Source organism: Neisseria sp. DTU_2021_1001991_1_SI_NGA_ILE_055, from assembly GCF_032342915.1.
GTDB lineage: Bacteria > Pseudomonadota > Gammaproteobacteria > Burkholderiales > Neisseriaceae > Neisseria.
The window spans coordinates 193,793-208,055 of record NZ_CP135440.1 but is presented as its reverse complement, the minus strand read 5'-3'; the positions used below and the strand labels follow the sequence as shown (position 1 = coordinate 208,055).

At 49.7% G+C, this 14,263-nt stretch carries 12 protein-coding genes; 8 read left to right on the top strand and 4 right to left on the bottom strand.

Annotated features, from left to right (window positions below):
• The first annotated feature begins 116 nt into the window (after positions 1 to 116).
• The 5 genes from ppsA (at position 117) to RRV97_RS00870 (ending at position 5,601) form a co-directional block, all read left to right on the top strand.
• Positions 117 to 2,501 carry a phosphoenolpyruvate synthase gene (gene ppsA / locus RRV97_RS00890; protein WP_315611682.1) on the top strand — a complete coding sequence of 795 codons (2,385 nt, stop codon included), beginning with the start codon at positions 117 to 119 and terminating at the stop codon, positions 2,499 to 2,501.
• A gap of 270 nt (positions 2,502 to 2,771) precedes the next feature.
• Positions 2,772 to 3,476 (top strand): peptidoglycan DD-metalloendopeptidase family protein, encoded by a 705-nt coding sequence (locus RRV97_RS00885; RefSeq protein ID WP_315611681.1) that lies wholly within the window; start codon positions 2,772 to 2,774, stop codon positions 3,474 to 3,476.
• Positions 3,477 to 3,647: 171 nt separating this feature from the next.
• Entirely contained in the window at positions 3,648 to 4,130 is a 483-nt protein-coding gene (locus tag RRV97_RS00880; protein ID WP_315611680.1) for a hypothetical protein, read from the top strand.
• Between the two features lie 205 nt (positions 4,131 to 4,335).
• The gene (locus RRV97_RS00875; RefSeq protein WP_315611679.1) at positions 4,336 to 5,295 is read left to right on the top strand and encodes a DnaJ C-terminal domain-containing protein; all 960 of its coding nucleotides are present in this window, start codon (positions 4,336 to 4,338) and stop codon (positions 5,293 to 5,295) included.
• A 15-nt stretch (positions 5,296 to 5,310) separates the two neighbouring features.
• The gene (locus RRV97_RS00870) at positions 5,311 to 5,601 is read left to right on the top strand and encodes a chaperone modulator CbpM (RefSeq protein WP_128581177.1); all 291 of its coding nucleotides are present in this window, start codon (positions 5,311 to 5,313) and stop codon (positions 5,599 to 5,601) included.
• Between the two features lie 117 nt (positions 5,602 to 5,718).
• On the opposite strand, the gene RRV97_RS00865 is transcribed toward RRV97_RS00870, so the two are convergent.
• Both RRV97_RS00865 and RRV97_RS00860 read right to left on the bottom strand, forming a co-directional pair.
• Complete coding sequence (locus RRV97_RS00865) at positions 5,719 to 5,913, bottom strand: YbdD/YjiX family protein (RefSeq protein ID WP_003747442.1); 195 nt, start codon at positions 5,911 to 5,913, stop codon at positions 5,719 to 5,721.
• A complete protein-coding gene (locus RRV97_RS00860) occupies positions 5,903 to 7,984 on the bottom strand; it encodes a carbon starvation CstA family protein (RefSeq protein ID WP_036493903.1) in 2,082 nt (693 codons plus the stop codon). The genes RRV97_RS00865 and RRV97_RS00860 overlap by 11 nt, the downstream gene beginning before the upstream one ends.
• Before the next feature lie 330 nt (positions 7,985 to 8,314).
• Here RRV97_RS00860 and RRV97_RS00855 point away from each other — a divergent pair, with 330 nt between their 5' ends.
• On the top strand, positions 8,315 to 9,058 hold the full coding sequence (locus tag RRV97_RS00855; protein ID WP_315611678.1) for a pseudouridine synthase: 744 nt from the start codon (positions 8,315 to 8,317) through the stop codon (positions 9,056 to 9,058).
• Positions 9,059 to 9,117: 59 nt separating this feature from the next.
• Here RRV97_RS00855 and alr read toward each other — a convergent pair whose 3' ends face one another.
• On the bottom strand, positions 9,118 to 10,176 hold the full coding sequence (gene alr, locus RRV97_RS00850; RefSeq protein WP_311475644.1) for an alanine racemase: 1,059 nt from the start codon (positions 10,174 to 10,176) through the stop codon (positions 9,118 to 9,120).
• A 206-nt stretch (positions 10,177 to 10,382) separates the two neighbouring features.
• Between alr and RRV97_RS00845 the strand changes: the two genes are divergently transcribed.
• Complete coding sequence (locus tag RRV97_RS00845) at positions 10,383 to 10,844, top strand: winged helix-turn-helix transcriptional regulator (RefSeq protein WP_003747450.1); 462 nt, start codon at positions 10,383 to 10,385, stop codon at positions 10,842 to 10,844.
• Between the two features lie 574 nt (positions 10,845 to 11,418).
• Positions 11,419 to 12,756 carry a GTPase/DUF3482 domain-containing protein gene (locus RRV97_RS00840; protein WP_315611677.1) on the top strand — a complete coding sequence of 446 codons (1,338 nt, stop codon included), beginning with the start codon at positions 11,419 to 11,421 and terminating at the stop codon, positions 12,754 to 12,756.
• A 73-nt stretch (positions 12,757 to 12,829) separates the two neighbouring features.
• Here RRV97_RS00840 and RRV97_RS00835 read toward each other — a convergent pair whose 3' ends face one another.
• Positions 12,830 to 14,236 (bottom strand): TolC family protein, encoded by a 1,407-nt coding sequence (locus tag RRV97_RS00835; RefSeq protein WP_315611676.1) that lies wholly within the window; start codon positions 14,234 to 14,236, stop codon positions 12,830 to 12,832.
• Positions 14,237 to 14,263 lie beyond the last annotated feature (27 nt).

Genomic DNA, 14,263 nt, shown 5'->3' with positions numbered 1-14,263 from the left:
GACGAATTTGTGATTTTAAAAAAGATAAAACACATGACAGCCATCAAACGAATGGCTACAATAAGCAGGCGGATTTGTTTCTTTTTTAACATTTTTGGATTGGATTGGACACACAAATGGCCGAAAACTACGTTATTTGGTTTGAAAACCTGCGTATGACTGACGTTGAGCGAGTGGGCGGTAAAAATGCCTCTTTGGGCGAAATGATCAGCCAACTGACTGAAAAAGGCGTACGCGTTCCCGGTGGTTTTGCGACCACTGCCGAAGCCTATCGCGCTTTCCTGGCTCACAATGGTCTGAGCGAGCGTATTTCCGAAGCCCTGAAACAACTGGATGTTGAAGACGTTGCCGAGTTGGCGCGCGTGGGTAAAGAAATCCGTCAATGGATTTTGGATACTCCGTTCCCTGAGCAGCTGGATGCTGAAATCGAAACAGCTTGGAACAAAATGGTTGCCGATGCCGGCGGTGCGGACATTTCCGTTGCCGTACGCTCTTCTGCAACAGCAGAAGACCTGCCGGACGCTTCTTTCGCCGGCCAACAAGAAACCTTCTTGAACATCAACGGCTTGGAAAACGTTAAAGAAGCCATGCGCCATGTATTCGCTTCCCTGTACAACGACCGTGCCATTTCTTACCGTGTCCACAAAGGCTTCGAACACGACATCGTTGCCCTTTCCGCAGGCGTACAACGCATGGTGCGCTCCGACAGCGGCGCGTCCGGTGTGATGTTCACCATCGATACCGAGTCCGGTTACGACCAAGTCGTTTTCGTTACCTCTTCTTACGGCCTGGGCGAAAACGTTGTACAAGGCGCGGTCAACCCTGACGAATTCTATGTATTCAAACCTACTTTGAAAGCAGGCAAACCGGCTATCCTGCGCAAAACCATGGGTTCGAAACAAATCAAAATGATCTTTACCGACAAAGCCGAAGCCGGTAAATCTGTCACCAACATCGATGTACCTGAAGAAGACCGTCAACGCTTCTCCATTACCGACGCTGAAGTAACCGAGTTGGCCCATTACGCGCTGACCATCGAAAAACACTACGGCCGCCCAATGGACATCGAATGGGGCCGCGACGGTTTGGACGGCAAACTCTACATCCTGCAAGCCCGTCCTGAGACCGTGAAATCCCAAGAAGACAGCAGCCGCAACCTGCGCCGCTTCTCCATCAACGGCGAAAAAGTTGTCTTGTGCGAAGGCCGTGCCATCGGTCAAAGAGTCGGCCAAGGCAAAGTACGCCTGGTGAAAGATGCTTCCGAGATGGATTCCGTTGAAGCAGGTGACGTACTCGTTACCGACATGACCGACCCGGATTGGGAACCGGTGATGAAACGTGCTTCCGCCATCGTGACCAACCGCGGCGGCCGTACCTGCCACGCAGCGATTATCGCACGTGAATTGGGTATTCCGGCTGTTGTAGGTTGTGGCGACGCTACCGATCTGCTGTTTGAAGGCCAAGAAGTTACCGTATCTTGTGCCGAAGGCGATACCGGCTTCATCTACTCCGGCTTGCTGGACGTACAAATTACCGATGTTGCTTTGGACAACATGCCTAAAGCCCCTGTCAAAGTCATGATGAACGTTGGTAACCCTGAATTGGCATTCAGCTTCGCCAACCTGCCTAGCGAAGGCATCGGCTTGGCACGTATGGAATTCATCATCAACCGTCAAATCGGTATCCACCCTAAAGCCTTGTTGGAATTTGACAAACAAGACGACGAATTGAAAGCGGAAATTACCCGCCGCATCGCCGGCTACGCCTCCCCTGTCGACTTCTATGTCGATAAAATTGCGGAAGGCGTGGCAACTTTGGCTGCTTCGGTTTACCCACGCAAAACCATCGTTCGTATGTCTGACTTCAAATCCAACGAGTACGCCAACTTGGTGGGTGGCAGCATCTACGAACCGCACGAAGAAAACCCAATGTTGGGCTTCCGCGGCGCGGCGCGTTATGTCGCTGACAGCTTCAAAGACTGCTTCGCACTCGAGTGCAAAGCCTTGAAACGCGTCCGTGACGAAATGGGGTTGACCAACGTCGAGATCATGATTCCATTCGTCCGCACTTTGGGTGAAGCCGAAGCTGTTGTCAAAGCCCTGAAAGAAAACGGTTTGGAACGCGGCAAAAACGGCCTGCGCCTGATCATGATGTGCGAATTGCCGAGCAACGCAGTATTGGCAGAACAATTCCTGCAATACTTCGACGGCTTCTCCATCGGCTCTAACGACATGACCCAGCTGACCCTCGGCCTCGACCGTGACAGCGGCTTGGTATCCGACTCCTTTGACGAACGCAATCCTGCCGTTAAAGTGATGTTGCACTTGGCAATCTCTGCCTGCCGCAAACAAAACAAATACGTCGGTATTTGCGGTCAAGGCCCGTCAGACCATCCGGACTTTGCCAAATGGCTGGTTCAAGAAGGTATCGAAAGCGTATCGCTCAACCCTGATACCGTGATTGAAACTTGGCTGTATCTGGCTAACGAATTGAACAAATAAGTTCGATAATACAAAAATCCCCTGCCCGTCTGTCTCGGCAGGGGATTTTTATTGCCTTATTCAATGCCGTCTGAAAGAACTTTCACGTTCTTTTACCTTTTCAAAAAAGTCCCTTTTCATCAAAAAGATATAGAAATATTCAGCCATACCCACAAATTCTCAATGGTACTATATTGCCTCTCCGCATTTTATCCCATGCCTTTTGAGTGAACCTTTTTTCACTCTTCTTATCTATCATACACAGCATAACGATACCTTTAGAAACAACCCATGAATACAAATTTTATTTCCACCTTTCAGACGGCCTTGAAACGTCTGGCACTCATCAGCACCATTGCCGTCTTAGCAGCCTGCGCCGGCAACAACACTTCTTCCAACCGCGCCGTACCCGACGGCTACTACAAAGTCCGTCCCGGCGATACCCTGACCCAAATCGCCAAACGCTACGGACAAAACGTCAATACACTGGTTGCATGGAACAATCTTCCCAACGCCTCACAAATCGAAGTCGGCCAAGTATTGCGCGTCCGCCGTCATGTTGCCTCCCGCAATACTGCTACGCAGCAACGCCAAGCAACCGCCGTTACCCCGATCAATCGGTTAAGTTTGCAATGGCCGACCGATAACGCCTCATCTTCCATTATCCAACGCTACAACGGCACAACCAGCAAAGGCATAGATATTGCAGGCACACAAGGCCAACAAATCCGTTCTGCCGCAGCCGGTACCGTCATCTACGTTGGCGAAGAAGTCCGCGGCTACGGCAAGCTGATTTTAATCAACCACAACGACTACACCATTACCGCCTATGCCCACAACGACACGCTTTTAGTACAAAAAGATCAAAAAGTCCAAGCCGGCCAAGTTATCGCCACCATGGGCAGCAGCGATACAGACAGCGTCAAGCTTCATTTTGAAGTTCGTCTAAACGGCAAAGCAGTCGATCCCCTGCCTTATTTGACCAGAACAAATTAATGCCCCAATCAAAAGGCCGTCTGAAATACTGTTATTTCAGACGGCCTTTTGATTATCTTGCTATAACAGCTATTTCAACAAAATCTTTTCCTATTTAACTTATGTTGATTGAGTGTAAACGCCGTTATACAATAACAACTCTTTTTAACATTCCATTTCAGGTGTCCTACTATGTCTCCTAACCGTATCCTTGCAACCGCATTCTTGTTTGCATCTGCATTTGCCAGCGCGGATGTCCATATTGATGAAAGCATTCCTTACCGCGATAAAGAAGAAATCGATACCCGTATTGTTTCTGAGTGTTTAGAAGTGGGCAGCATCATGTCCAAATCTTTGCAAGAAACTGCAGCCAAAAGCGATGTAACGATTGTCCGTGACGGTAAAAAACAAGGTACATACGCAGACATCGCCATTACTTCCGCCATGAGTGCAGGCAATGCCTTTATCGGCCACGCCAAAGGTATGGCTGTTTCTGCCACTTTGTATGTTGACGGTAAACAAGTCGGCAAAAAAACCTTTACCCGCAACTCTTCCGGCGGCATGTTTGGCGCTTATAAAAGCTCTTGCGCCGTCTTGAACCGCACTTCTAAAGTATTGGGTTCAGATATTGCCCAATGGGTTGTCCGCGAACAAAAAAACGCTCAAGAAAAATAAAACCCCAATTTGATAAAGGCCGTCTGAAAAACCGTATTTCAGACGGCCTTTATATTTTCTATTTCTCTAGAAACAAAGAAATAAATTATCCATTAATCATTGTCAGAAATAGAGATTTTTATTTCCAACGCCCTTGATTTTAGAATATCCACCCTCAATTATTAAAACCATAAGAATTTTGTATATGAGCAGTCAAAGGAATAACATGGCAGAAAAAAACTATTATGAAATACTGGGCGTTGCCAAAGATGCGGATGAGGCCGAAATCAAAAAAGCCTACCGAAAACTGGTGCGCAAATACCACCCCGATGTCAGCAAAGAACCTGACGCAGCCGAACGTACGGTAGAAATCAACCGTGCCTACGAAACGCTTTCCGACAAAGAAAAGCGGGCCGAATACGATGAAATGTTGGCTAATCCTTACGGACGCAGCACCGGAGGCAATCCGTTCGGTCAAGGCGGCAATCCGTTTGGCAATGGATTTAACGGCGGCGGCTTCCGCTATGAACGTCATGAAGGCGAGCCGTTCGGCGCGGGAGATTTCAATTTTGAAGATCTTTTTTCATCATTCCGCCAATCCCACACCCGTTCCGAGCAACCCCGCGGCCCAATAAAAGGCGAGGATCAACATGCTGAATTGAGTATTGATATTTACGCAGCGTATGTTGGCGCAGAACGTAGCATGACTTTGAATGTGCCGACTCTAGACGAATACGGACGTGCGGTTTATCAAAATAAAACCCTTAACGTCAAAATCCCCAAAGGCATTGCGGAAGGCCAACAAATCCGTTTGGCCGGTCAAGGTTTGCCGGGATATAACGGTGGAGAAAACGGTGACTTATACTTAAAAATCAAGTTCCACGACCAACCTGATTTATACGTCAAAAACAGGAAAGACGTATATCAAACAATAGATGTCAAACCTTGGGAAGCCGTATTGGGCGGCAAAATCATCGTCCCTACCGCATCAGGCCGCTTACAGGTCAATCTGCCTGCCAACAGCCAAAGCGGTAAAAGCATCCGCCTCAAAGGCAAAGGTATTCCTGCAAAAGAAGCCGGAGACCTTTATCTCAATATCCGCATTAATGTTCCGCCAGTAGAGAGCGAAGCCGACCGTGCCGCATGGGAAAAATTGGCTGAACACTTTGCCGCGAAACAAGCATAAGAGAAAGGATAAATTATGATTCAGTCCTCCGATGTTACCCTTACTTTTGAAGAAATCGTTGCCGCCAGCCGCTGCCGTCGCGATTGGCTGTTGGAACTTATAGCAGAAGACATCATCAGCATCGATGGTACACCCGAAAAAAGCACCTTCAGTGGTTTTCATCTTGCCCGCATCCGTCGCGCACAACGCTTAAGCCGTGATTTTGAAGCCGGTATTCCCGCATTGGGGTTGATTATGCGGCTGTTGGACGAGGTGGAAGAACTCAGAAAAATACAGCGTCCGCTGGTACTGCTCGAAGAAGAGTAAATATTGGCAAGTTGTTCGCTTAAATATTGATGACAAGACAAAGTTTTTGATGTTTATTGATATTCCATAATAAAAGGCCGTCTGAAAATATTTTCAGACGGCCTTTTTATACCTTCATTAACAACAGCGTCCGCCGTTGCCGCCGCAACGGCGTTTGCGGCAGTAGTCTTGGAATTGCAGCTCGGTCATGACCGGCGCGTTGGGATTATGTTTGCGCTGACGGGCAACGTAGTTTTCATAATCCGGGACACCGGCCATCAAGTTTGCTGTCAGCTTGATGGTTTTCCACCAAGATGCGAGCTTATGCTTCACTTTGAGCCTCCGGCTGTTTGCCGTCGCGGTACACTGCCGGAATTTCTTTAGCAGTTGGCCAACCGACTTTGCGGGCTTTCATGGCGGTACGGAAACCGTACACGGCGACAATCACGACAACTGCCAAGAACAAAGCGGTCAAACCGGCATTGATTTGGTCGTTGAAGATGATTTGTGACATTTCGCCAATGTCTTTAGCCGGGGCAAGGACTTCGCCTGAAGCCAAGGCATCGCGGTATTTGCCTGCATGCGCCAAGAAGCTGACGCGCGGGTCGCTGTGGAACAGTTTTTGCAAACCGGCATAGCAGGTTACGAACAATACGCCGACAGCCGGAACCAAAGTTACCCAAACATAGCGGTCGCGTTTCATTTTCACCAAGACAACGGTACACATAATCAACGCTACACCTGCCAGCATTTGGTTGGCGATACCGAACAGAGGCCAGAGCGAGTTGATGCCGCCCAGAGGGTCGGTTACGCCGGTATAGAGGAAGTAACCCCACAATGCCACGGCAAAGAATGTAGCAACCAGGTTGGCTGGGATAGAGTCGGTGTTACCGAATGGTTTGTAGAAGATACTGCCCAAGTCTTGAATCATGAAACGAGCAACGCGTGTACCGGCGTCAACCGCGGTCAGGATGAACAAGGCTTCAAACAGCAAGGCAAAGTGATACCAGAACGCCATCATGGCTTCGCCCGGAATCAGACGGCTCATGATGTGTGCCATACCGACTGCAAGGGTTGGCGCGCCGCCTGCACGGGACAGAATGGTGTTTTCGCCCACTTCTTTAGCAGTGTGCAACAAGGTTGCGGCATCAACAGAGAAATTCAGTTTAGTGGTAATAACTTCGGCAGCAGTGTTGGCATCAGTACCAATCAGCGCAGCCGGGCTATTCATCGCGAAGTACACGCCTGGATCAAGCGAAGCGGCGGCGGCCAGAGCCATAATGGCCACAAAGCTTTCCATAATCATGCCGCCGTAACCGATCATGCGGACGTGGGTTTCGTTTTCCACCATTTTTGGCGTGGTACCGGAAGAAATCAGCGCATGGAAGCCTGAAACCGCACCACAAGCAATGGTAATGAACAAGAATGGGAACAATGCACCGGAGAATACCGGGCCTGAACCGTCAATAAAGTGGGTAACTGCAGGCATTTGCAGGGTTGGGTTAACAATAACGATACCCAAAGCCAAAGCGGCAATCGTACCGATTTTCAGGAAGGTAGACAGATAGTCGCGCGGAGTCAGCAAGAGCCAAACCGGCAATACGGAAGCCACGAAACCGTAAATCATAATCGCCCAAGTCAGCTGAATGCCGTCAAGGTCGAACCAATGGCCGAAGGAGCTGCGGGCAACATCTTCACCGTAAATCACGGCCAACATCAGCAAAATAAAGCCGACGATGGAAATCTCGCCGATTTTGCCCGGACGGATATAACGGGTGTAGATACCCATAAATAGGGCAATCGGCATGGTTGCGGCAATGGTGAACGTACCCCAAGGGCTGTGAACCAATGCTTTCACAACGATCAGCGCCAACACCGCCATAATGATGACCATAATCATCAAAATACCGATGGATGCAATCACGCCGGGGACAGTACCGAGTTCTTGTTTCACGATATCACCCAAAGACTTACCGTCACGGCGCATAGAAACAAACAGTACCATCATATCCTGTACGGCACCGGCAAATACCACACCGAAGATAATCCACAAAGTACCGGGCAGATAACCCATTTGCGCTGCCAATACAGGACCAACCAAAGGACCTGCGCCGGCAATCGCAGCAAAGTGGTGGCCGAACAGTACGCCTTTATGTGTGGGCACATAGTCCAAGCCGTCATTGTGGCGTTCTGCCGGAGTCAGACGGTTAGGATCAAGCTGCATCACACGGTTGGCAATGTAAAGACTGTAAAAACGGTAGGCAATACAGTATACCGAAATGGCGGCCGTAACCATCCAAATCGCACTGACCTGCTCGCCGCGACTGAGGGCCAAAGTGGTAAAGGAGGCTAGGCCGACCAAAACCACAATGCCCCAAATCAAAAATGATTTGAGCGATTTCATTGATTTATCCTTAAAACGTGATACACGAAAGCTGGTTTTAGTGACAAACTGCCTTCATGCGCTTTAGAAAGACCTATCATTTTAGTCTTCATAATTGATGAGTGAAATGTCATTTCAACCCGAATTCGACAAAAAACAAAATGATTAGTTCGCCCGTAAGGTTAACACAAACAGACAATATACCCTTCATTTTTTACTTCAAATCCAAATATTCCTTAACATATAGCAAACGAAAGGCCGTCTGAAAACCCAAAGATTCAGTTTTCAGACGGCCTGACAAACGGTCAATGCTATAATCCGACATTCCCATTTCTTCTATATTGCCATACCATGCAAAACAACGATTCCGAAACCATGCGCCTCTCCAAACGCATGGCGCAATTGGGCTTATGCTCGCGCCGCGAGGCAGACAGCTACATCGAGCAAGGCTGGGTCAAAGTCAACGGCCAAACCGCCGTACTCGGTCAAAAAGTCACCGAGCGCGACCGCATCGACCTCAACAAACAAGCCCATGAAAAACAAGCCGCGCGCGTAACCATCCTGCTGAACAAACCCGTCGGCTACGTCAGCGCGCAGGCAGAAAAAGGCTATAAATCCGCCGCCGAACTCATTACCGCCGATAACCATTGGGAAGGCGACGACAGCCGTATCCCTTTCAGTGAAAAACACAAATTCGGCTTAGCCCCGGCCGGCCGCCTGGACATCGACTCTGTCGGATTATTGGTGCTTACCCAGGACGGCCGCATTGCCAAACAACTGATTGGCGAAAACAGCAGCAGCGAAAAAGAATACCTCGTCCGCGTCCGCGGCAAACTGGACGATAAAGGCCTCTCCCTGCTCAACCACGGCTTGAGTTTGGACGGAGAAAAATTGCGCCCCGCCAAAGTCGAATGGCAAAACGAAGACCAGTTGCGCTTTATTTTGCGGCAAGGCAAAAAACGCCAAATCCGCCGTATGTGCGAGCTGGTCGGCCTGCGCGTTGTCGGCTTGAAACGCATCCGCATGGGCAAAGTCAAACTCGGCAGACTGCCGCCGGGCAAATGGCGTTATTTACGCGCTGACGAATCGTTTTAATTGCAGATAACAAAAAGGCCGTCTGAAAACACATTTCAGACGGCCTGATCTTTGACTGCCTACTCGATATAAGTAAACTTCGCACGTTTAATATTACAGAGGATTTCGTACGGAATCATACCGGCAACTTCGGCAACTTCATTAATATTAATCACATCGCCCCAAAGCTCTACTTCCGCGCCCAAGCCCTCTTTCGAGGCTTCCAGCTCAACCGTAATCATATCCATAGACACCCTGCCGATAATGCGGCTGCGTTTGCCATCGATGGCGACCGGAGAATTAGTGGAAGCGCGACGCGGATAACCGTCGGCATAGCCGCAGGCAATCAAACCGACACGGGTGGATTTGCTGGTGTAGAACGTTGCGCCGTAACCAATCGGAGAATGCGGCTGCAATACGCGTTCGCCGAAAACGCGGGAAGTCAGGCGCATAACAGGTTTCAAACGCTCATCCACGCCGCCGAAAGGCGAAATACCATACAAGGCCAGACCGGCACGACCCCAATCGCGGCGCGCTTCAGGCACGTTCAAAATCGCGGCGGAATTGGCCAGGCTCTCCTCGCCTTCCAAACCCTCGCAGGCCAAATCAAATGCTTCAAGCTGCATTTCGGTCATGCCGTTTTCCGGCTCGTCCGCGCAGGCAAAATGGCTGAATTTCACAATGTTTTCAACCGATTCGGATTGTTTCAATGCCGTATAGGCGGCGGCATAGTTATGCGGAAAGAAACCGGCACGGTGCATACCAGAGTCCATTTTCAGCCATACGGTTGTCGGACGTTGCCACTCATGATGTGCAAACGCCTCCAGCTGCCATTGGCTGCCGATTGCCGGCCACAAATCATAACGGTCAACATCCGCATACTCTGCAGCCTCAAACACGCCTTCCAATAAAACAATCGGATTTTTAATGCCGTTTTGACGCAATTCCACGCCTTCATCTACCGTTGCCACCGCAAAGCCGTCGGCAATATCCGCCAACGCGTGTGCACATCTGACCGCGCCATGCCCGTAAGCATCGGCCTTAATCACAGCCAACAATTTATTGCCGTGCAACTCTTTGAGAAGACGATAATTTTGACGTAAATTATCCAAACGGATTTGCGCATTGAGCGGACGCATAATGTATTCCTCTTATCGGCATCCGTTTCAGACGGCCTGCCCTATTACTTTGAAGCGAATATTATAGGTCAAAAACCATACAGGATTCCATGAAATACACAAGATTAATATCTTCCTTCCGCCTTACCTTTAAGGATTTATGCTTCTTCTGAGCCTGTTTTAAGGTTATGATGTCATCCAAATTGAAAACGACAAGCATCAAAGCCATGAAAGAACTCGACAAAACCGACTTAAAAATTCTCAAGCTCCTGCAACAAAACGCACGCATCCCCATGACCGAATTGGCTGAAAAAGTCGGCCTCTCCACTACGCCGGTAACCGAACGCGTCCGACGCTTGGAACGCGACAACCTCATCACCGGCTATCACGCCCATCTGAATCCTCATGCCTTGGGTCAAAGCCTCTTGGTCTTTGTCGAACTGAAACTGCGTTCCAAATCCGGCAATATTTTTGAAGACTTCAAACGCGAAGTGCTGAAGATTCCGCAAATTTTGGAATGCCACTTGGTCTCCGGCGAATACGACTACCTCATCAAAGTCCGCCTGCCCAATATGTCCGCTTATCGCGATATGCTCGGCAATATCCTGCTGCAACTGCCGGCAGCAGCCGAAAGCCGCAGCTATGTTGTCATGGAAGAAGTCAAAGAAGAAGTAGTATTAGACATCTAATTCCATTCAACCAACAAAGGCCGTCTGAAAGATTACAACATTCAGACGGCCTTTGTTTTAAACAGGCAAAAAAAATGCACACATCCGATAGAATGTGTGCCAAGTCTACAAAGGAGAAATAGAGGAGAAACTATTAACTGACTACTCGAACCAGCTAACGAAACGAATTATGCAACAAGAGATTCAACCGTGCAAGTATTTTTCTTGTAAAGTTTCTTAATTATCCAATTTACAGAACTTAAATGTAATCATGTTTCAATGCAGATAAAAAAATGCGCATACCGTTTCGATATGCGCCAAGTCTACAAAGGAGAAATAGAGGAGAAAAATCAAGCTGCATCAAGCAACTCAACGGCGCGAATTATCCTAGCCTTCTACCCGACTGTCAACTGTTTTCCTGCCTATTTTCAAGCATTTTGCCAAAAAACAACAAATCCGCTATTCCCCTCTTTTTCTGGCTATTTTCGCCCATATATAAAGGAAATTTAGGGCCGTCTGAAACACATATTGCCACTGCAGGCAAACAGCCCCATACTCACACATTCATAGCCCATATCCGTCCCAACCCACGACCATGACCACCCCACTTTCCCTTGCCGTCGTCGGCCATACCAACACAGGTAAAACCTCACTCTTACGCACGCTTTTGCGCGACAGCACCTTCGGCGAAGTAAAAAATGCGCCCTCGACCACGCGCCATGTCGAAGAAGCCCTCATCAACGATGGCGACGACAGCTTGGTTTACCTATACGACACACCCGGCCTCGAAGATGCCGGCGGCGTGTTGGACTGGCTGGAAACCCACACATCCGCACGCGATGACGGTATTGAACGCATCCAACAATTTCTCAGCAACCATGAAGCGCATCACGAATTCAACCAAGAAGCCAAAGTGCTGCGCCAAGTCATGCAAAGCGACATGGCCATGTACGTCATCGATGCGCGGGAACCCGTCCTTAACAAATACAAAGACGAGCTGACCATTTTGTCTTGGTGCGCCAAGCCCATCATGCCTGTGTTCAACTTCACCCAAAATCAAGACCTGACCGCTTGGACCAATATGCTCGCCCGCAGAAACCTGCATGTTTATGCCGGTTTCGATACCGTTGCCTTCGACTTTGAAGGCGAAATCCGATTGTGGGACAACCTTGCCACCATGTTACCGAAACGCGACATCCTCGACCGCCTTATCAATATGCGCCGTCGCGAGTGGCAACGGCTGGATACGGAAGCGCGCCGTGAAATTGCCGATTTTCTACTGGATGCCGCCGCATTCACCCAAGAAATTGCCGAAAACGATGACCCTGCCCCGACTTTGGAAGTCATGCAATCGGAAATCCGCCAACTTGAGCGGCAAATGCAACAACGCCTGTTCACACTTTACCGCTTCTATCACGACGAAGTCAGCAGCGACAGCACATGGATGCCCAAAGCCTTCAAACAAGATCCGTTTGACAGCGAATTGCTCAAACATTACGGCATCCGTACCGGTACCGGCGCAACCGCAGGCGCACTCATCGGCCTAGGCTTGGACATTGCCACGCTTGGCGGCTCACTTGGTTTGGGTACCGCCATCGGCGGACTGTTGGGCGGAATTTTACCCAATGCCCAAGATATCACCGACAAAATCAACGGCCGACAAACCCTGCATACCGATCCAGAAACCCTTACCCTGCTCGCCGCACGCGCACTGGATTTGTTGCACGTCTTGCAAACGCGCGGCCATGCCGCCCAATCTCATATCGAGCTAAACGAACGCAAAGCGCCATGGAATGCGGCCAAACTGCCAAGCGAACTCAACAAAGCACGCAGCAACCGCAAATGGTCTTCGCTCAACACACACCAGCCCGAACTCAGCCGTAACGAACGCTCAGCCTATGTCGGTTCTTTAAGCGAGAAATTAAAAGTTTGAAATCGCTGTTTAACAAAAAGGCCGTCTGAAACCCAAACGTTTCAGACGGCCTTTTGATTTTAGCTGACAAAAATTATTCGTCAGCTTTGGTTTCGCGTTTCAAACCGCCACCAAGCGCTTTATACAAGTCGGCAAGGTTTTCCAGACGGGTCAGCTGATTGGCTAAAAGAGCAGTTTCTGCGCCGTAACTGCTGCGTTCGGCATCCAGCAAATCCAATGCGCTGGATACGCCATGTTTGTAACGCAGGCTGATGAGGCGCAGGCTGTCGTTGTAGGCACGGCTTTGTTTGCTCAACGCTTCATAGCTTTTATCCAGCTGTTCGCGCGCAACCAAAGCATTGGAAACGTCTTTAAATGCGGATTGAACAGCGGCTTCATAAGCAACGATTTGTACCTGTTGGCGCAGTTTGGCTACATCAAGATTGGCTTTGTTGGTACCCCAGTCAAAGATAGGCAGCGTGATGGACGGTGCAAACGCCCAAACACCTGTACCGCTCTTAAACAGGCCACTCAACTCGCCGGAAGCCGTACCGACCGAACCGGTCAGGCTGATGCGCGGGAAGAAGGCCGCACGAGCCGCACCGATATTGGCATTGGCTTGTTTGAGCGCGTGTTCGGCCGCACGGATATCCGGACGGTTGAGCAACACGTCCGAACTCAAACCGGCAGGCAGTTTGGTCAATTTGAACTGCTTGCTCAAAGGCAAATCGGCAGGCAAATCTTCGGGCAAAGGTTGATTAATCAGCATAGCCAAGGAATTGCGCGCTTGCTCGCGGTTTTTCACCGCGGATGCGTAATCGGCTTTGGCCGATTCAATCAGTGCTTCCTGTTGGCGCAAATCAACGGCGGAAATCACGCCGGCCTTATGGCGTAATTGCGAGAGCTTGTAAGTCGCTTCACGGGTTTGCAACACACGTTGTGCCAATGCCATGGTTTCTTCCGCGTAGCGTTCGTTAAAGTAGGCTTTGGCAACGGTAGAAATCAAGGTCAGATGGGCGGCATCGCGGTTGGCGGCCACATTGAAATAACCTTGCAACGCGGCTTCACTGGTACTGCGAACACGGCCGAAAAGGTCAAGTTCATAAGAGGCTGCGCCCAAACCCACGCTGTATTGGCTGCTGATGCTGCCGCCGCTCAAGCTGCCTTGACGCGAACCTGTACCGCTGGCATTGACGGTTGGTAACAAATTATTACGCGCAATCATGTACTGTTTACGGTAGATTTCCGCATTCAGCGCGGCTGTACGCAAATCAGTATTGCGTTCCAATGCGATGTCGATCAGGCGGTGAAGGCGCGGATCGGCAAAGTAATCTTGCCAACCCAATTCAGCGGCACGGATACCGTCGTCAACGGTGTCGTATTTAAACGTATCGGCAACGGCAACTTGAGGCTGCTCATATTTGGGCATCATGGTACAGGCCGATAAAGCCACGGCGGCGGCAACGGCGGTCAGTACAGGTTTGAATGTAATCTTCTTCATTTTAGAATCCTTTAGCATTTTGAGGCC